This is a genomic window from Bacteroides intestinalis DSM 17393, from assembly GCF_000172175.1.
Classification (GTDB): domain Bacteria; phylum Bacteroidota; class Bacteroidia; order Bacteroidales; family Bacteroidaceae; genus Bacteroides; species Bacteroides intestinalis.
The window spans coordinates 65,932-86,020 of the sequence record NZ_ABJL02000007.1 but is presented as its reverse complement, the minus strand read 5'-3'; the positions used below and the strand labels follow the sequence as shown (position 1 = coordinate 86,020).

Sequence of the window (20,089 nt, the reverse complement as noted above, 5' to 3'; positions counted from 1 at the left end):
ATTCAATCTACAATGCAAACTTACTCTGCATGTGGTGCGGTCATATCGTGTCAGCAGTGCCCTAAGGCTGTAGCTAATGCTATCATTTATGCCTCTCATTCAAGAGGTTTCCACCTTCCTGCCCAAAAATGCGAAGAGAATATCATGATTTTTCTGTTAGAAGGAGAAGTTCTTGTCAACAGTCAGGAGTATGCAGGTACTGTGCTGCATGCCGGTGAGTTTATTCTTCAGGCTATCGGTTCAAAGTATGAGATTCTTGCTCTGACGGATGTGGAATGTGTTTGTTACCGCTTCAATCAGCCTGAATTGTTTTGCGAGGAACGCTATAAATATATAATGAAAAGTGTAACTCCTCCCCTCATATTCACGCCTTTGAAAATTACTAATGAATTGAATTTCTTTCTGAGTGCTTCAAAAGCTTATTTGGTAGAAGAGAAGATTTGCCGGGAATTGCTTTCTCTTAAACGGAAAGAACTTGCTTTTATTCTGGGACAATATTATTCCGATTATGATCTCTCTATGCTGGTGCATTCACTGTCCAGATATACGTCCAGCTTCGAGTATTTTGTTTTACAAAACCATATGAAGGTGAAGACTGTGGAAGAATTAGCCCAATTAGGTGGCTACACTACTACCACCTTCCGGCGCATTTTCAACTCTGTGTTCCATAAACCTGTTTATGAGTGGATGATGGAGAAGCGTAAAGAGAGCATAGCTTATGAACTTCGGTATACGGAAGCCACAATCTCCGAAATCTGTTATAAATATGGTTTCGAATCTTTGCCTCACTTCTCTAACTACTGTAAGAAGTATTTTGGTTCTTCCCCTCGCGGGCTTCGTTCGGTGCAATCTGTTGCTACTGAGGAGACACAGACTTTTTGCGAAGAGGTTGGTTAAAACGGTATTTCACAGAGACGATGAAGTAACTGCCTATCTGTTGCGTATGGCTCTCGTAAAAGCCATCTGCCATAGTGCTGCGGTAATAACTCTTTTGTTGGCTGAGTATATCCACCCAGTTGGCTGATACCTCGGCTTGCTTTTTTTTCAGGAAACGCCATGTGATACTTGCGTTCCATACAAATTGGTCGTCTTCCCCCTTCTTTATGTTCGTACCGTTTCGGAAAGAATAATTCGCATCGGTTCTCAGCTGTATACTTTTGGGTAAATCGGCAAAGGCGTTTATTCCGAAAGCATAATTACGGGTGTAAGTATCTGTTTCCAGAAGCGAGTTGGCAGAATGTTGAAAATTCCATCTTCCGTTCAGGTCGAAGTTTCCCCATTTAGGCTGGTAGGATAGGCGGAGATCAGTGTTTATCCCGGTGTTGTGAGTGGTACTACGCTCCGGTTGTTCGGTCTGGTTTTCGTTGATGAGGCTGACATCTTGCGCAAAAGAGCCTCCGGCATTGGCATTCAGGCTAAAACTTTTGATGCGCTTCTGATATCGAAGTACCCCGTTCATGTTCCAGTTGCCGTTGATATTGACCGGATAGGTTTCACGCCCGCCTGTCTGCTGGTTGTAGGTCACTGCACGGGTCTGGCTGTTGATTCTGTTGTTCCAGTTCAGTGTGGCAAAGACGCCTTGCTTTGTATTTTGTGCTTCCAGTCGGACGGATTGATTGTAAGTAGGCTTCAGATTAGGGTTGCTTCGTGTGATGTTGAGCGGATCGCTGTTGTTGGTGGGGGCGATCAGATCGTATAATGACGGTTGCGAGGTATTTCCATAATAGTGCAGGATGATCCTGTTTTTCTTTTTCTGCCATGAGACGAACAACATAGGCTGGAAACCGACAGAGCGAAGGGTGGTATCGGCTTTATGTAAACCTGTTTTTTGGTTCAGGCTACGGCGTTCGGGTTTTACGGACATCCCGGCATTGACATTCCAAGTGGTGTCGGAGTAGTTAAAAAACAGATTGATTCCGTGTTGTAGGGTACTGCTATGGCTTCGGTTACTCAGGCTGTCGATGTAACTCGTCTCATATCCTTCGGGTAGATAGCCGGGCTGCACCTCTGCTTCTTCCATAAAGCCGGACAGGTCGTATGTATTGCGGTCGTTTTTCTGCTTGCTATAATTGAAATTATATGAGATCTGTGAGCGTAGTTTCTTGGTGAAAGGATGGGTGAACATCACCCCTATGCCTTGTGAACGGTTGGGCGACCGGTTCGATGAGTACTGGTTACGGTAGAGTATAGAGTCGTTTCCGGCACTGTTTTTCAGTTGATAATAGGTCGTTGAGGATAAGGAGAAGTTGTTATTGTCATTTTTACTATCATTGTATTGAGCTGTTAGCCCGACGGAAGTTCCTTTTTTATTGATCCGGCGCATGATATTTGCGTGGAAGGAAGACCGGTGTTGGTTGCCTCTCATCAGCGACCCCATAGAAATATCATTGATTTTTTGATCATCGGGTACTTCACTGATAGTACTGAAAGGGTCCAGGATATCCAGATGAGGATTTTCATTGAATGTGCCTTGGCGGTTATTATTGGCACTATTATTCCGGGTGAGGTTGAAATTACCATAGATATTAACAAAGGTCATGCTATCTACCTGCCAGTTTAAGCCCAATGTCGCATTCATATTGCGACTGCCGTTCGTATTGTTACCGGCAGAGTATTGGTATTTGTTTCCGCTTGTCAGGTATTGTTCATTGTAGGATGTGGATACGTTGCCCTGATTATTGTGGTGATAGGACATATTTCCGTTGATAGTCAGCTTCTTATTGTACTTTTGGGTAAAGTTCAATGCAACGTTCTCCTGTATGTTGTCTTTATAGCTGGTTCTCATATTGAGATTACCGGAGTTGGCAATGACGGAGAGGTTGTTTCCGTTATTCTTGAAGTAGTTACCTTGCAAGTTGAAGTCCTTTTTGTTGTTATTGCCATATCCGGCTTGTCCCGATAAAAGAAGGGTCCCATTGAATTCTGCTTTGGTCTGCAAGTCGAGTACATAGTTTTCCTTTCCGGTACTGACGCCTGTCAGCTTTTCCAGTTTGCTCTTCTTATCGTATACTTTTATCTTGCTGATTAACTCTACAGGGAGGTTCTCCAGTGCCATCTTGTTGTCGCCCGCAAAGAAGGCTTCACCGTTTACGTTGATTTCATTGATAGGCAGTCCATTGTATTTCAGGGTTTTGGTTTCACTGTCATATTCCATTCCGGGAATACGTTTCACCAGAGCCTCCAGATAGGAGCCTTCCGGTGTTTTATAAGCTGCTGCATTGATGACGGTGGTATCTCCCACCTGGTCTATTTCACGTATTGGAGCTTTCACTGTCACTTCTCCCAATTCGATGCCTTCCTTCAGTAGGATGCTGCCCAGATTAATGGTTGAAGCATTGCCATCCAGTTTTCGGAAGACAGATTGCATGCCCGTATAAGAAGCTTTGAGTAGATATTGTGTTCCTTTCTGAGTAGTAAACTGAAGGTTGAAGTGTCCGTCCGTATCGCTTGCAGCTCCTTTTATGAAAGTGGAATCTTTTCCACTTAAAATAACAATGCTTGCGTAAGGTAAGGGTTCTTCCCCTTTTGGGGTATCTGACGCCGTGCACACTTTTCCCTTGACTGTTCTTGTTTTTTGAGCGAATAGAATAGTCGGGATTAGTAAGAATAGCAATAATATCCAGGTTTTGTGCACGTTCATCTTAAGTCTTTTATAGCAGTCACAAAATTAGGGAGTTTTCGTTTGTATACAATACTTTGATAAAGAAAATTTAAAGTATCGCTTTTGTCTTTGTTAGTTAACGTGCGGAAATGATATGTACATAATGTCTAATGAATGCTTATTACAGTGAGAACTGTTTCTCGCTTAATTGAGAAAACTTTCTCACTATGTTGAGAGCTATTGCTCAACAAAGAGAGAAAAAGTTCTCACCCTATTGAGAATAAACAGAAAGTGTAGTTCCCTGATAATGGTTGCATAATAGGAGAGGCTTTCAGCCTTATAAAGTCCGCGTTCGTCCGTCTTCATCCGTGTCGTCGTATACCCATATTATTATTTATCAATCCACTTCTTTTCCACACGTTACAGAAAATAAAAAAAAAGATTGAATATTTTTTGAATAAAACCTCTCCTTTTTTATAGATTATATTACTTTTGCTAGCATATTAGTCTTGCAATGAAAACCGACAAACTAAAATATGCTTTCGCCTTCATTCTCTTGCTATGTGCTTTTTTATGTGGGGTCAATTTTAAACGATGGTATACTGCCAACCATCGGATAGAAAGAATAATTTCTCTTATGTATTCTTCCTCTCCTTATTATGATTGCTATGGAAATTTTGAAGAGCTTCTGAGGCAGGAGTTCAGAAAGCAGGGAATAGAGCCGGTATTTAATAAATTTTATCTGGATTTCAATACTGTCGATCCGAAAGAGGGGATAAAAAACATGGAGGCGTATCTTGAGATCATTAAAGATAAGCCGGTGGCACTGATTCTTACTGTGGGCGACCAAGCTGTATCTGCCTTATTTAACACCCGTCACCGCCTGCTTTCCTCTGTCTCTGTAGTAGCTTGCAATGTACATTTTCCCGATGAAAAACTTATAAAGGAATATGAGCGCAGAAAAGTTTATGTGTTGCGTGATGCACCGGACTTTCAACGTAATATCGATTTTATAAAATCTTTACGGCCACAAGTCGGGATAGATGTTATTTATAATATAGATCTGACTCCTCTTGGACGCAAATCGTTTGATCTGTTAACCCGGTTTGCCGATAGAAAGGAAATGCGGCTATTGGGTTGTGGGACTGCTTTCTCTGTAGAACCGGAATATAAGGAATTACAGGAAATGGTCGAGCACTATAATTTGATGCCTGCAAGAGCGGGTAGTCATGTTGGTAAAGATGAGATAACCATAAGCCTTTGTCCTTTCCGTTATACCAAAGGGACCTCTTTGTTTGTCGACATGGAGAAATCAAAGAGTGGGCAGAAGAAAGAGGTTTTCCTGCTGGATAAATTTGATCAGATGTCGCTCCCGATAACTAAAGCCTTGAATATTCCCTCTTTCAGTTGTATCCGTCAGGGATTTGGGGAGGATGCCAAAATTGTGGGTGGTTATATGGCTACTGATGAGATTTCTGCGCGTACTGCGGCCGATTTTTCTGTTCGCCTGATGAATAAAGAGAAGATCGGTATGCCGAAAATAAGGGATATGGAAAAGGAATATGTACTGGATTGGACTTACTTTTCAGCCTATGCAGACTTTGATGTGGAAAATGTGCCTGAAAATGTGCGTATTATCAATTACTCATTTTATGATCGGTATCGGAATGAGCTTTATTTTCTGACTGGATTGTTTATCCTTGCTTTTATTCTGGTATTGGTCAGTTGGTTGCGCATCCGTCGACGTTCGCGTGAGGAACGAAAGAACCTGGAGATGCTTGAGGAAATTCATAAGCGGTTGACGCTTTCCATGGATGGAGGACGAGTTGCCCTTTGGGATATTCAGGGGGAGAATATTGAATTTGATGAGAATTATACTCGTTTGGTGGGAATGGAACAGAGGACGTTTGTGCGAACCGATTTCTTGAAATATGCGTATCCTGATGATGTATCCCTACTGAATTCATTATACGAAACATTGCATCAATCTACGGACATGCATGTTCGGCGTGTACGTTTCTCTTTTAGTGAAGAAAATTATCGCTGGTATGAACTACGGTGTCGCAGCCTGAAAGATGCAAAGGGGAGGATAATGCTGGCAGGTGTTATGCAGGATATTCAGCTACAGGTGGAGCGTGAAGAACAACTCATTCAGGCTAAGCAGATGGCCGAAAATGCTGAATTGAAGCAATCTTTTCTGAATAATATGAGCCATGAAATCCGTACTCCGCTGAATGCTATTGTCGGATTTACTAATTTATTGGTAGGCGAAGGTGGCGATGAGATTGAACCGGAAGAGAAGAAAGCTATGCTTGAGATTATCAACCGTAATAATGAACTGCTTTTGAAACTAGTCAATGACGTAGTGGAAATATCGCGTCTGGATTCCGGTAATCTGGATCTCAAAATAAAAGAATGGAATATGACGACGGTTGTGAAAGAGATTTATATGGCTTATCAGACACTAATCAAACCCTCGTTGCAGTTTCATCTTGTTCTGGATGAAAGTCTTTCCTTGCCCGTCAGGATAGATCGTATGCGTTTTATTCAGGTTATTTCCAATTTTCTGAATAATGCGGATAAGTTTACCCGTAGTGGTTCGGTAACATTGGGATGTAGTGTGGATAAGGAGCATCGGAAAGTTAGTGTCTATGTGCAGGATACGGGAAAAGGAATTGATGAGAAGGAGCTCATGATGATCTTTGACCGTTTTTATAAAACCGATGAGTTTGAACAGGGAAGCGGACTTGGACTTTCTATTTGTAAAGTCATTATTGAACGGTTGTGCGGGCATATAGAGGTGCAATCTGAAGTAGGAAAGGGGAGCCGTTTTACAGTTATCCTATCGTTAATGGATATCATTTGAAATCTCTGAAAGTATTTATTGTAAGATGGTATAAAAACTCCTCTGTCGGTTTCCCGGCAGAGGAGTTCTGGTGATATTAATCAAATGTAGAAAGGGCTGATTAGTCTTTCAGTTTTGCGATGATAAAATCGCGGTTTAAACGAGCGATGTTGCTGATAGAAATGTTCTTCGGACATTCAGCTTCGCAAGCGCGAGTGTTGGTACAGTTACCGAATCCGAGTTCGTCCATCTTGCTCAACATAGCTTTTGCACGGCGCAATGCCTCCGGTTTACCTTGCGGCAGCAAGTTCAACTGGCTAACTTTTGCGGAAACGAACAGCATAGCAGAACCATTCTTGCATGCAGCTACGCAAGCACCGCAACCGATACAAGCAGCAGCATCCATAGCTTCGTCAGCAATCTGCTTCGGAATCAGGATAGCGTTGGCATCCTGAGGAGAACCTGTACGCACACTTACATAACCACCTGCTTGCATGATCTTGTCATAAGCCGTGCGGTCTACCATCAAGTCCTTGATAACCGGGAAACCGGCAGAACGCCAAGGTTCAACAGTGATAGTGTCGCCATCATTGAAACGACGCATGTAAATCTGACAGGTAGTAGCACCCGTTGCAGGACCGTGGGGATGTCCGTTGATGTAGAGCGAACACATACCGCAGATACCTTCGCGGCAGTCATGATCGAATACAACCGGTTCATTACCTTCAGAAATCAGTTGCTCATTCAAGATATCCAGCATTTCAAGGAATGAAGTGTCACCGGGGATATCTTTCATTTGGTATGTTTCAAAAGCGCCTTTTGCCTTTGGACCTTTCTGACGCCATACTTTCAGTGTGAAACTTATATTTTTATCCATTTTCTTTAATTCTTTAAATGTTCAACTTCCCGATTAGCTCTTATAGTTACGAGTTTGTACCTTGATTGCTTCGTAAACCAGCGGTTCTTTCAGCAGTTCAGGAGCTTTTTCGTCGGAGCCTTGATATTCCCAGCAAGCAACGTAGAAGAAGTTTTCATCATCACGTTTTGCTTCGCCTTCCTCAGTCTGGTATTCTTCACGGAAGTGACCACCGCAGCTTTCGTTACGGTTCAGAGCATCGTATGCAACCAATTCACCCATGATAATGAAGTCGTACAAGCGGATAGCCTTATCCAACTCTACATTCATGCCTTCCTTATCTCCTGGAATGAAGAGGTCTTTTTCGAATTCCTTGCGGATTTCTTTCAGTTTGGCAATACCGGTCTTCAGACCTTCTGCTGTACGGCCCATACCTACATATTCCCACATTACGTGACCTAGTTCCTTGTGGATAGAGTCTACAGACTTCTTACCCTTGATGTTCATCATCCAGTTGATCTTATCCTGAATTGCTTTCTCTGCTGCTGCAAATTCAGGCAGGTCGGTAGAGAAGCGGGGAACTGTGATCTGGTCAGCCAGATAGTTCTGAATAGTGTAAGGCAATACGAAGTAACCGTCAGCCAGACCTTGCATCAATGCAGAAGCACCGAGGCGGTTTGCACCGTGGTCAGAGAAGTTACATTCACCGATAGCGAACAGACCCTTGATAGAAGTCATCAGTTCGTAGTCAACCCAGATACCACCCATTGTATAGTGGATAGCCGGATAGATCATCATCGGATTATAATATTTCACACCGGCAATTTCTTTTGCCAGTTCGCCCGGATTCACGTCAGTGATTTCCTCGTACATATCGAAGAGGTTACCATAACGTTGAAGAACGATATCGATGCCTAAACGGCTGATAGCCTCAGAGAAATCGAGGAATACTGCCAAGCCTGTATTGTTCACACCGAAACCTGCATCACAACGTTCTTTTGCAGCACGGCTGGCAACGTCACGCGGAACCAAATTTCCGAATGCCGGATAACGGCGTTCCAAGTAATAGTCACGGTCTTCTTCCGGAATATCGCTTCCCTTGATTTCACCCTTCTGAAGTTTCACTGCATCTTCTTTTTTCTTCGGAACCCAGATGCGGCCGTCATTACGCAGCGACTCTGACATCAAAGTCAACTTAGACTGTTTGTCACCGTGAACAGGAATACAAGTGGGGTGAATCTGTACCATAGCCGGATTAGCCATCCAAGCACCCTTACGGTAGCAAGAAACAGCAGCTGTACAGTTACAAGTCATTGCATTGGTAGACAGGAAGTATGCGTTTCCGTAACCACCGGTAGCGATTACTACTGCGTGTGCAGCGAAACGTTCCAGTTTACCGGTAACGAGGTTCTTAGCAATGATACCGCGGGCACGTCCGTCAATAAGAACAACGTCCTGCATTTCATAGCGGGTATACAGTTTTACAGTACCTACGTTTACCTGGCGGCTCAATGCTGAATAAGCACCCAGCAACAACTGCTGCCCGGTTTGACCGCGGGCATAGAACGTACGTGATACCTGAGCACCACCGAAAGAACGGTTATCCAGCAGACCGCCATATTCGCGGGCGAAAGGAACACCTTGTGCCACACACTGGTCGATAATGCTATTGGAAACCTCAGCCAAACGGTAAACGTTAGCTTCGCGGGCACGGTAGTCACCGCCCTTTACTGTATCGTAGAACAAACGGTATACTGAGTCACCGTCGTTTTGGTAATTCTTTGCAGCGTTGATACCACCCTGTGCAGCGATGGAGTGTGCACGTCGGGGAGAGTCTTGAATACAAAAGTTGAATACTCTGAAACCCATTTCACCGAGTGAAGCGGCAGCAGAAGCACCTGCTAAACCTGTACCTACTACGATGATATCCAAGCGACGCTTGTTAGCCGGGTTCACTAATTTCTGGTGAGCTTTATAGTTGGTCCATTTCTCTGCTACTGGTCCTTCCGGAATTTTTGAATCTATCTTAGTCATAATGCTATTACATTTTAATCGTTTACAATTTACAAATTAGCAAGCACCGCCGCACAATGATTTTGCGAAGAATACGACAACTACCAAGGCGAAACATACAACGACGATAGTAGAGTAGATGTTGGAGATACATTTCCAACGGTTAATCCATACCTTGTTGTTCCAGCCCAGAGACTGCATAGAGCTCCAGAAACCGTGAGTCAGGTGGAACCACAGTGCGCCTAGCCAAATGAGGTAAAGCACTACGTATACCGGATTGCCAAATGTGTTTTCAATGTGATGAACACCATTGGCTGCATATGCCAGTGTGGCAGCATCGGTTTGCATACCCATGTTGTGCATCAACTCGGGAAGCTGCATTTTTGCCCAGAAGTTTACTAGGTGCAGGCCCAGACCTACGATTACAATAAGACCCAGTACGAGCATGTTCTGAGAAGCCCATTCTACTGTTTTGGGTTTATCAACTACGGCATAACGCTCTGTACCGCGCGCTTTGCGGTTCTGCATTGTCAGCCAGAAAGCGTAGATGATGTGAATGATGAAAAGGGCAGCCAGACCTACCGTAGCCACCAAGGCATACCAGTTTGCTCCCAGGAACTCACAAACCATGTTGTATCCCTCTGCCGAGATTAATGCAACCAGGTTCATCGCCATGTGAAACGTCAGAAACAGGACAAGGGCGATACCGGTAACGCTCATCACCACTTTCCTTCCTACAGATGAATTACTTAACCACATAAATGATTGAATTTAAATTATTTAATAGTTAGAAAATTTGCTTTTTACTTAGGGTCTTACTCTAATTTCCCGCAAAAATAGAAGAAAAACATTGATTAAACAAGGAATTAAAGAAATAATTCCGTAATCAGGAGAATAGACAGAAGTTGACGACTCAGCAAGGGAACAAGGTGACGAGAAAAGGGTTACCCTTCCTCGTCACCTTGTTCCCTTGCTGAGTCGTCACTTTTTTCTTTTATAATAGTGATTTTCTCTCCACTGGCAGCGCGTTTCCGTAGTGAACGGGGGGTGTCCCCAAAGGAGTCCTTACAGAAATGTGCGAAGTGTGACAGGGAATCAAAACCATAGCGTGCGCTAATTACAGAGATACGTTGCTTGGTGAATTGCAGATCATTCAGAATACCTTCACGCTTCTTGTCCAGTATCCATTCGTACACCGGAACATTATACATATTTTTAAACAAACGACGAAAGGTAGTGGTGGTATATCCTCCTAAATGGGCAAATTCTTCCACATTCTTCACTTTATCGTAGTTTTGCATAATGAAATAATGGAAACTTTCTGTATAAGTACTGATAGGATAGAAAAAAGTACTTATCTGGCGTAGTGGATAATAACAGGTTAGAATGTAAACCAGTTCCTGACGCTTGATATCGAGATATTTCCCGCAAGCGGAAGGTTGTTCTTTAAAATAGTCGGCGATATCATTTAGCAGTCGTTCCAGTTTTGCGTTGGCCAGCAACGGTGTGTAAATCAGTGGAGCTTCGGAACGTTCCAGGATCTCTTTATAGCGGTCTTCGCATAAAAGCGGGAGTTCCGTGAACCAATAGGCGATGTATTCCACTTCAGTCAGTGCCAATAACTCCATTTTTGAGCCGATGGCTTGTAATACACACTGTCTGCTTAGGAGCGTAGTGCCCGGATATTCGTTACTATTAATCAGCAACTCACCCTTTAACATAAAGATCATGCAGTTCTGGGTGCACTTCTCCGCTGAGAAATGCTGCCCCTGGGGATGTTGGCGAAGTACCAATGTCCCATCAGAAATTTTCGGGCATAGAGTGCAATCTACCTGCCGTGTGCAAAGAGTGTCTTTTGTCATGAAATATAGGACGAATTACTAAAATTATGGCAACAAAGATAGAATTTTTTTGTGAATACTCTAACAAAATCACCTATCTTTGCTGCAAACTATAAGAAAGACTGCATGAAGAGAACTATTTTTTTTGTATTTTTTGCATCATTAGTTGTACTCAGTATTTCTGCACAAAATTGGGACATCAATACCTTGCATAAAATAAACAGTTGGGATGGTAAGTTTATTCGCAATTATAATAAAATAATTTCTCGTACTGAACCTTATATTGCCGTTGGAGTTCCTGTGGCGATGGTACTGGCTGCATGGGTGAAAAAAGACCGTGAATTATTAAAGGATGCTGTGTATGTAGGTACCAGTGTTGCCGGTGCTTTTGTGGTGACCTATGGCTTGAAATATCTTATAGACCGTGAACGTCCGTTCGACCGTTATCCCGACCGGGTTCATGCTTATAGTCATGAGACCAGTCCTTCTTTCCCATCCGGACATACGGCAACAGCCTTTGCATTGGCAACTTCGCTTTGCGTGAAGTATCCGAAATGGTATGTGATAGGTCCTTCGGCTTTATGGGCTTGTTCTGTCGGGATGTCCCGTATGAATGAGGGTGTGCACTACCCGTCCGATGTACTGGCAGGTGCAGTCATCGGAGCGGGATGTGCGGTAGTAAATATCTATGTGAACCGCTGGTTAAATAAGTGGTTATTCGGTAATTAAAGCGGTAGTTTCTTCTCGTAAATCTTTTCGTTCAGTACTTTTAGTGCCTGTTGCACACTGTTGTTCGTGGTGTTTATCACCTGGAAATATTCGTTCATATCCCAGAGGTCACGGGCAATCAGGGCCTTCAACTGTGTTTTTATCAGCGGAAGCGATTTATTGTATTGTTCTTCATTAAACTCGATCTTCTCTTTATCGGCAGCAGCGCGTATGTCTGCAAGCATCTGCTCGTCTATCTCAAACTTATTGTTGAAGCTATCGAACTTCTTGTACTGTTCCTGTAATTCTTTCCGGTGGCTTTCGATGTATTTCGTGGTTGCTTTGATAACAACGCCTTTGGCAACCAAATTCCGGTGATAATCGGTGTATTGAGTGGTGTCAATAGGTACGAAATAGTCGGGCATGATACCACCGCCACCATAAACGGTACGTTTCAGTTTCTTTGTAGAATTCTTCAGTGAATCGGGGAAATGGATGCTGTCAGCATGCATCATCTCTCCACGGTTGAAGCGCTCTATCAGATCCATATTGTATTTCTCCTGGGTATCCTCACCTTGAAGTCTGGGATTGTCCAGATTAGCTGTATGGTCATACGGTTTTTGAATGCAACGTCCGGAAGGGGTATAGTAACGGGCGATAGTCAGGCGTATCATGGAACCGTCGGGCAGGTCGATGGGGCGCTGTACCAAGCCTTTACCGAATGTACGACGGCCTACAACAACTCCTCTGTCCCAGTCCTGTATGGCACCGGTAACGATTTCACTGGCAGAGGCAGAGTATTCATCCACCAATACAACGAGACGGCCGTTTTTGAAGTTACCCGTGCCTTTGGCGTAGAAATTACTACGCTGGGCGGCTCTTCCTTCGGTATATACAATCAATTCTTTCTGTTGCAAGAACTCATTGGCAAGATCGATGGCTGCGTTCAGGTATCCGCCTCCATTACCTTGCAGGTCGAGTATTAAGTCTTTCATTCCCTGTTTCTGTAATTCTTTAAGAGCTGCCGTAAACTCCTCGGCGGTAGTGGCGCCGAAACGGTTGATGCGGATATAGCCTATCTTGGGTTGTATCATGTAAGAAGCATCCAGACTGAGAATAGGAATTTTATCCCGTTTTACAGTGAAATATAGAGGATCATCTACTCCGCGGCGGACGATGGTCAGTTTAACTTCCGAATCTTTGGGGCCGCGTAAGCGCGTCATGATGTCTTCTGTGGACATTTTAACACCTGCAATGGCACTGTCATTTACAGCTACAATACGGTCTCCTGCCAGTATACCTACTTTTTCGGACGGTCCGTTGCTCACGGGCTGTATGATCAGTAAAGTATCTTCTATCATCTGAAACTGAACACCAATACCTTCGAAATTACCTTGCAGAGGCTCGTTCATTTTCTTCACTTCCTCGGCATTGTTGTATGTGGAGTGCGGGTCAAGCTGTGCCAACATGCGGATAATAGCTTCTTCCACCAGTTTGTTTTCGTCTACCGAGTCTACATACAGGTTGGCTATAGCAAATTCTGCCATTTGTAACTTGCGGATTGCTGCCGCATTACCCGTATTTTGTGCCTGCATGGAAGCCATGCCACCACATATACATATTATAAAGATAAGGAGTTTCTTCATTATTCTTTTTACTAATCATTAAATTCACTAATCACTAAATCTCCATTCCTTCGGGAATAAACTGGCTGATGTCCTTGCCGAATTGTAGCAGTTCGCGGACAGTTGTGGAACTGATGCATGTCAGTTCGGGTTCGGTAAAGAGCAGGATTGTTTCAATACCTGCCAGTTTGCGGTTGATATCTGCAATGGTTTCTTCGTATTCAAAGTCTTTCACGGTGCGGATGCCGCGGATGATGAACTGTGCATCTACCTGTTGTGCAAAATCAATCGTCAGGCAATCATAAGAGTATACTTTGATGCGGGGGTCGTTCCGGTAGAAGTTCTGTATCATTGCCACGCGTTTCTCGATAGGGAAATAGGTATTCTTATTTTCATTAATACCGATCCCAATGATGACTTCATCCATAAAAGTCAGTGCGCGGGTCACTATCGAGAAATGTCCGATAGTGAAAGGGTCGAATGTTCCCGGAAAGATTGCTCTTCTCATGATGCCAAATCTTCTTCTATAACCAGATTATTAATAATAAAGTTTTGTCGTTCCATGGTATTTTTACCCATATAGAACTCTAATAATTCCTTTACCAGGTCCGTCTTGCGCAGGCTTACCTGCTCCAGACGCATATCCTTACCGATAAAATGCCTGAATTCATCGGGTGAGATTTCTCCCAAACCTTTAAATCGGGTGATTTCAGGATTCGGTCCCAGTTCTGCAATTGCTTTCTGACGTTCTTCTTCCGTATAACAGTAAAGGGTTTTCTTCTTATTACGTACACGGAACAACGGAGTCTGCAGGATGTATACATGCCCTTTCTTTATCAAGTCAGGGAAGAATTGCAGGAAGAAGGTTATAAGTAGCAGGCGGATATGCATACCATCCACATCGGCATCGGTAGCAGCAATCACCTTGTTGTAACGTAATCCCTCGATACCGTCTTCTATATTCAAGGCAGCCTGCAGCAGGTTGAATTCTTCGTTTTCATATACCACCTTTTTAGTCAGCCCGTAAGAGTTCAATGGCTTACCACGCAAGCTAAATACTGCTTGTGTGTTTACGTCACGGCTTTTCGTGATAGAACCACTTGCAGAATCTCCCTCAGTAATGAATATGCAAGATTCGGTCTCTTGGTCTTTTCCCTTGCCGTCGTTGAGGTGGTAGCGGCAATCGCGCAATTTACGGTTGTGCAGGTTGGCCTTCTTGGCACGTTCACGAGCCAGTTTGGTAACACCGGCAATCGCTTTGCGTTCCTTTTCAGAGTCCTGTATCTTTTGCAACATGACTTCTGCAACCAATGGGTTTTTGTGGAGGTAATTATCCACTTCCGTCTTGATAAAGTCTCCTACATATTTATTTACGCTTACACCACCCGGAGACATGGAAGGCGAACCGAGTTTGGTTTTTGTCTGTCCCTCGAACTGGGGTTCTTCCACGTTAATGGCAATGGCGGCAACGATACCGTTACGGATATCGGCGTACTCCTGGTTTTTGTTATAAAATTCCTTGATGGTGCGGGCAATATGTTCTTTGAGTGCACTTTGGTGTGTACCGCCTTGCGTCGTATGCTGTCCGTTGACGAAGGAGTAATATTCTTCTCCGTATTGGTTGGTATGTGTGAAGGCTATTTCAATGTCTTCCCCTTTCAGGTGGATGATGTTGTATAACCCCTGTGCGGTCATGTTGTCGTTCAGCAAATCTTCCAGACCGTGGCGTGAAATGATGCGCTGGCCGTTGTAAATTATGGAAAGGCCTGTATTCAGGTACGTATAATTACGCAATAACATTTCCACAAAGTTAGCTTGGAAAGAATAGTTCAGGAATAATGTACTATCCGGTTCGAAGAAAATGTAAGTTCCGCTCTCTTCATCGCTGTTTTCCGTGACATCGCTCTGAAGAATACCTTTTTCGAAAATGGCGATACGGACTTTGCCTTCACGATAACTGCGTACCTCAAAACGGTTGCTAAGTGCATTTACGGCCTTGATGCCTACACCGTTCAGTCCGACGCTCTTTTTAAAAGCCTTGCTGTCGTACTTACCACCGGTGTTGAGTTTGCTTACTGCCTCGATCAGCTTTCCTTGCGGAATACCCCGACCGTAGTCGCGTACGCTGACACGGAGATTCTCCTCAATGCTTATCTCGATCCGTTTACCCGCACCCATTTTGAATTCATCGATGCTGTTGTCCATTACCTCTTTTAGCAATACATAAATACCGTCGTCGTTTTGCGTACCGTCGCCCAAACGACCGATATACATACCCGAACGGACACGGATGTGCTCCATATCGTCAAGATGACGAATGTTGTCTTCCGTATATTCTACATTGCCTTCGGGCATCAGTCCGTTGATTTCTTCCATAAATTCTTATTTAGTTGACAAGGTTTTCAGTTGACGAGTTGACGAGGGAAATGGTCTGTCTTTGTAATGGCGCAAATACAGTGCAACCCTTTGTTTCCTTGTCAATTTGTCTCTTGTTCCCTTTTATTTAATCTCTTTCACGAACGCCCTGCGCCGTTTATGCTGCTCTGTTTTAAAGTACTCCCATTGGGCTTGTACCTTGCCGTTCATCTCCAGTTCAGGGTTGCTCTCTGCAAATATAAAACCTAATTTTTGATAAACCGGAATTAAATCGGAAAATAACAATGCGTTAACACCTTTGTTCTGGTACTCCGGCTTCACTGCAACGAGCAATAAATCCAACATTTTGGCACGGCGTTTCATGAAGAGAGCCTTCAGCAGATAATACCATCCGAAGGGCAATAACCGTCCGTGTGCTTTTTGCAAAGCTTCGGACAAGGATGGCATGGAAATACCTACGCAAATCAGTTGGTCGTCGGCATCCGTGATAAGTGTCACCATACGCAGGTCTACAATAGGAAGGTACATCTTCACGTATTGGTCGATCTGCCGTTGTGACAGGGCGGAATATCCGAACAGGGGTTTATAAGCTTCGTTCATCAGTTCAAAGATGGCCTGACCGTAATCTTGGGCAATCTTTTTCGCAGATGTATATTTTTTGATTTTGAGATTATACTTACGTTGAATGAGGTCGGAGATACGTTTGTGTTTTTCCGGTATGGCATCCGGAATATAAATTTTAAATTCTACCCAGTCGGCATCTTTTTCAAAGCCCATGCGTTCCATGTGTTGCGGGTAGTAAGGGTAGTTATAGATGGTGGCCATTGTGCTGAGTTGATCGAAACCTTCGACAAGCATGCCTTCCGCATCGAAGTCTGTGAAACCCAAGGGACCTTGTATATGAGTCATTCCCCGCTCTTTACCCCATTCTTCGACCGTGCGGATCAATGCGTCGGAAACTTCGGGGTCATCGATGAAATCGATCCAGCCGAAGCGGACATTCTTTTTATTCCAGGTCTGATTGGCTTTATGATTGATAATGGCAGCTACACGTCCTACTATCTGATTGTCTTTGTAAGCTAAGAAATACTCTGCTTCGCAGAATTCGAACGCTGCATTCTTCTTTTTGTTGAAGGTATTGAGCATGTCGTCGTAAAGATCGGGGACGGAGTAAGGATTGCCTTTGTATAGCCGGTAATTGAAGCGGATGAACCGTTTCAATTCTTTCATTGTGGAAGCTTTTTTGATTGTTATTGCCATAATTTTATGTCTAATGAGAGGGCAAAGATACATGATAATCTTTAAAATACCACTTTAAACATTATAAATAAGTACAACAGTATAAGCTATATAACAAAGTATCAGTATGCTGCCCTCAATGCGGGTAATGGTCCGTTTGGCGAAGAACAGTCCGAAAATCCAAAGCAGAATACTTGAACCTACCAGTACCAGCAGATCCAGATTAGTGATGCCTGCCAGATGTAGGGGTGTAATGGAAGCACTACATCCCAGTACAAAGAAGATGTTGAAAAGATTGCTTCCGATTACATTACCGATAGCAATTTCAGAATTCTTTTTGAGGGCAGCTACGATGGAGGTAGCCAGTTCGGGTAGGGATGTACCGCCTGCCACAAGCGTCAGCCCGATGACGGACTCGCTGACTCCCAGACTGCGGGCAATGCCTGTGGCACCGTCTACAAAGAAGTTACCGCCGATGATAAGCCCTGCCAGTCCACCTATCATATATAGGGTAGACTGCCACATGGGAAGTTGCTTGATTTCTTCTTCGGGTGCTTCTCCTTCTTTCTTTCCCTGAAAGGCGATTGCAAAGGTATATCCCAAAAAGATGATAAAGAAGCAGAGCAATAGCAAGCCATCCGTAGTGCTGAGAATATTTTCTGCACTATGATCCAATAATACATCGTTGGCACAAATCAGCAGTACGATGGAAGAAAGGATGCAGAGAGGTATTTCCTTACGTAACGTATTTTGGGAGATGACGATAGGGGCAAAGAGTGCTGTACAACCCACAATCATCAAGGTATTGAAGATGTTGCTACCTACCACATTTCCGATGGCAATGTCCGCACTGCCTTTCAGGGCGGAAGATACGCTAACCGTCAGTTCCGGAGCAGATGTTCCGAAAGCTACGATGGTAAGTCCGATAACGATAGACGGTATATGAAAACGCTTGGCAATGGATGCGGCTCCGTCTGTTAGTCCATTGGCACCTAAGAGTATGAGGAGAAGTCCCCCAATCAGGAAAAGAATATCCATAAGAATACTGATTTTTGTGCAAATATAATTAATTCCTTTTATGATAAGTGAAAAACATTCCGTATGTTTGGCGCGTTAAACAATTTATAATTTTAAGTAACCTGATTAAGGACTTTTAATATGAAGGGAATTCGGGCGTTGTGTTTTGGGCTGTTACTGCTGTTCGCGAGTGGTGCATCCGCCCAGTTGGTAGAGAAGGTTTTGGACATCTTGAATGAAGATACATTGGGAACAATGGTTGCTCAAAAGTCGGATACTGATTCATTACATCTGTTGAAGATTAAAGAGGATCTGGAGACATCAAGATTGAATGAGGCTAATCTCAGGATGGAGATAGAGCAGATGAAGCTGAAGTATGATGCAGCGGACTCTCTGAAGCTGGCCAAACAGCGGTTACGTATCGATTCGCTCAGAAGAATGACTCCGGGTATTCCTGTAATTGTGGAAGGCGATACATTATATTACCTGTTTGCCAAACGTGGCGGTCACACTCCCCAGCAGCGTGCCGAGATGAATGCAGCGGCAATTACGGAACTGGGCAAACGATTCAATCTTCAGCCGGATTCGGTTTATATAGAAAGCAGTGATATTGTTACCGATCTGATGTATGGCAATAAAGTTCTTTCTTCTTTCACGGATCAAGATGGCCTTTGGGAAGGCTGTTCACGCGACCAGTTGGCGGCTGCCAAACGGAAAGTGATAGTGGACAAGTTGAAGGTTATGAAGGATGAGCATAGTCTGTGGCAGCTTGGTAAGCGTGTTCTTTATTTTATTCTTGTAATTGTAGGCCAGTTCCTGTTGTTTAAACTCACTATCTGGCTGTTCAATAAGCTGAAAGCCCGTATTCAACGTCTGAAAGATACTAAACTAAAGCCTATTTCTATTCAAGATTACGAGTTACTGGACACACAGAAGCAGGTAAACCTGCTTGTCTTCCTGGCAAGTCTGCTGCGCTATGCCGTCATGCTGCTTCAGTTGATTTTGACGGTGCCATTACTCTTTGCTATATTCCCTCAAACCAAAGATCTTGCTTATAAGTTGTTCTCGTATATCTGGGAGCCGATAAAGAGCATTTTCCTGGGTATAGTGGAGTATATTCCCAACTTGTTTACCATTTTTGTGATATGGCTTGCCGTGAAGTATCTGGTGCGACTGGTTCGTTATCTTGCCAGTGAAATACAGTCGGAACGGCTGAAGATAGGCGGCTTTTATGCCGACTGGGCTATGCCGACGTTCCACATTGTGCGCTTCCTGCTTTATGCATTTATGATTGCTATGATTTATCCCTACCTGCCTGGCTCCAAATCGGGGGTCTTTCAGGGAATATCAGTCTTTGTCGGATTGATTGTTTCGCTGGGATCGAGTACGGTGATCGGGAATATTATTGCAGGACTGGTTATCACGTATATGCGTCCGTTTAAGTTGGGTGACCGTATTAAGCTGAATGATACAACGGGAAATGTGATTGAGAAGACACCGTTGGTAACGCGTATCCGTACGCCGAAGAATGAGGTAGTTACGATTCCTAACTCTTTTATTATGTCTTCGCATACGGTGAATTTCAGCCAGTCGGCACGCGACTACGGGCTGATAATTCATTCGGAAGTGAGCATCGGATACGATATTCCATGGCGAAAGACCCATCAGCTTCTGATTGAAGCGGCGCTGAATACTCCCGGAGTAGTGGATGACCCGCGTCCGTTTGTACTGGAAACATCTCTTCAGGATTATTATCCCGTCTATCAGGTGAATGCATATATTAAAGATGCCAATCAGTTGGCACAGGTTTATTCTGATTTGCACCAGAATATTCAGGATCGGTTTAATGAAGAAGGCATAGAAATAATGTCGCCCCACTATATTGCTACGCGAGATGGTAGTGAGACGACTATACCTAAGGATGACCTCCGGGAAAAGAAATGATGGCATTTACAAGTTATTTCCCTC

The 20,089-nt window shown here is 43.8% G+C and carries 14 protein-coding genes; 4 read left to right on the top strand and 10 right to left on the bottom strand.

The genetic code is table 11. The features are described from left to right. Positions 1 to 12: 12 nt before the first annotated feature. Positions 13 to 897, top strand: a complete 885-nt coding sequence (locus BACINT_RS04415; protein ID WP_007660905.1) for a helix-turn-helix domain-containing protein — start codon at positions 13 to 15, stop codon at positions 895 to 897. Here BACINT_RS04415 and BACINT_RS04410 read toward each other — a convergent pair. Beyond that, entirely contained in the window at positions 857 to 3,640 is a 2,784-nt protein-coding gene (locus tag BACINT_RS04410) for an outer membrane beta-barrel protein (protein ID WP_007660904.1), read from the bottom strand. The two genes, BACINT_RS04415 and BACINT_RS04410, sit on opposite strands and share 41 nt — an antisense overlap. Before the next feature lie 475 nt (positions 3,641 to 4,115). Between BACINT_RS04410 and BACINT_RS04405 the strand changes: the two genes are divergently transcribed. Continuing rightward, a complete protein-coding gene (locus tag BACINT_RS04405) occupies positions 4,116 to 6,467 on the top strand; it encodes a sensor histidine kinase (RefSeq protein ID WP_007660903.1) in 2,352 nt (783 codons plus the stop codon). Between the two features lie 100 nt (positions 6,468 to 6,567). Here the strand turns inward: BACINT_RS04405 and BACINT_RS04400 are convergent, their stop codons facing one another. From BACINT_RS04400 to BACINT_RS04385, 4 genes are all read right to left on the bottom strand, one after another. Further along, the gene (locus tag BACINT_RS04400; protein ID WP_007660901.1) at positions 6,568 to 7,323 is read right to left on the bottom strand and encodes a succinate dehydrogenase/fumarate reductase iron-sulfur subunit; all 756 of its coding nucleotides are present in this window, start codon (positions 7,321 to 7,323) and stop codon (positions 6,568 to 6,570) included. Positions 7,324 to 7,356: 33 nt separating this feature from the next. Then, positions 7,357 to 9,336, bottom strand: coding sequence for a fumarate reductase/succinate dehydrogenase flavoprotein subunit (locus BACINT_RS04395; protein WP_007660896.1), 1,980 nt, complete (start codon positions 9,334 to 9,336; stop codon positions 7,357 to 7,359). A 36-nt stretch (positions 9,337 to 9,372) separates the two neighbouring features. After that, a complete protein-coding gene (locus BACINT_RS04390) occupies positions 9,373 to 10,074 on the bottom strand; it encodes a succinate dehydrogenase/fumarate reductase cytochrome b subunit (protein ID WP_007660895.1) in 702 nt (233 codons plus the stop codon). 185 nt (positions 10,075 to 10,259) lie between these two features. Continuing rightward, on the bottom strand, positions 10,260 to 11,177 hold the full coding sequence (locus BACINT_RS04385) for a helix-turn-helix domain-containing protein (RefSeq protein WP_044154768.1): 918 nt from the start codon (positions 11,175 to 11,177) through the stop codon (positions 10,260 to 10,262). A 105-nt stretch (positions 11,178 to 11,282) separates the two neighbouring features. Between BACINT_RS04385 and BACINT_RS04380 the strand changes: the two genes are divergently transcribed. Further along, entirely contained in the window at positions 11,283 to 11,885 is a 603-nt protein-coding gene (locus tag BACINT_RS04380) for a phosphatase PAP2 family protein (RefSeq protein WP_007660893.1), read from the top strand. On the opposite strand, the gene BACINT_RS04375 is transcribed toward BACINT_RS04380, so the two are convergent. The 5 genes from BACINT_RS04375 to BACINT_RS04355 form a co-directional block, all read right to left on the bottom strand. Then, entirely contained in the window at positions 11,882 to 13,510 is a 1,629-nt protein-coding gene (locus BACINT_RS04375; protein WP_007660892.1) for a S41 family peptidase, read from the bottom strand. The two genes, BACINT_RS04380 and BACINT_RS04375, sit on opposite strands and share 4 nt — an antisense overlap. A gap of 34 nt (positions 13,511 to 13,544) precedes the next feature. Then, positions 13,545 to 13,997: a pantetheine-phosphate adenylyltransferase gene (gene coaD / locus BACINT_RS04370; protein ID WP_007660891.1), complete on the bottom strand. Its 453-nt coding sequence runs from the start codon at positions 13,995 to 13,997 to the stop codon at positions 13,545 to 13,547. Then, positions 13,994 to 15,865 carry a DNA topoisomerase IV subunit B gene (locus tag BACINT_RS04365; protein WP_007660890.1) on the bottom strand — a complete coding sequence of 624 codons (1,872 nt, stop codon included), beginning with the start codon at positions 15,863 to 15,865 and terminating at the stop codon, positions 13,994 to 13,996. The genes coaD and BACINT_RS04365 overlap by 4 nt, the downstream gene beginning before the upstream one ends. A gap of 123 nt (positions 15,866 to 15,988) precedes the next feature. Next, positions 15,989 to 17,125 (bottom strand): hypothetical protein, encoded by a 1,137-nt coding sequence (locus BACINT_RS04360; RefSeq protein ID WP_007660889.1) that lies wholly within the window; start codon positions 17,123 to 17,125, stop codon positions 15,989 to 15,991. A gap of 54 nt (positions 17,126 to 17,179) precedes the next feature. Further along, entirely contained in the window at positions 17,180 to 18,142 is a 963-nt protein-coding gene (locus BACINT_RS04355) for a calcium/sodium antiporter (protein ID WP_007660888.1), read from the bottom strand. Between the two features lie 120 nt (positions 18,143 to 18,262). Here BACINT_RS04355 and BACINT_RS04350 point away from each other — a divergent pair, with 120 nt between their 5' ends. Further along, entirely contained in the window at positions 18,263 to 20,065 is a 1,803-nt protein-coding gene (locus tag BACINT_RS04350) for a mechanosensitive ion channel family protein (protein ID WP_007660887.1), read from the top strand. Positions 20,066 to 20,089: the final 24 nt, after the last annotated feature.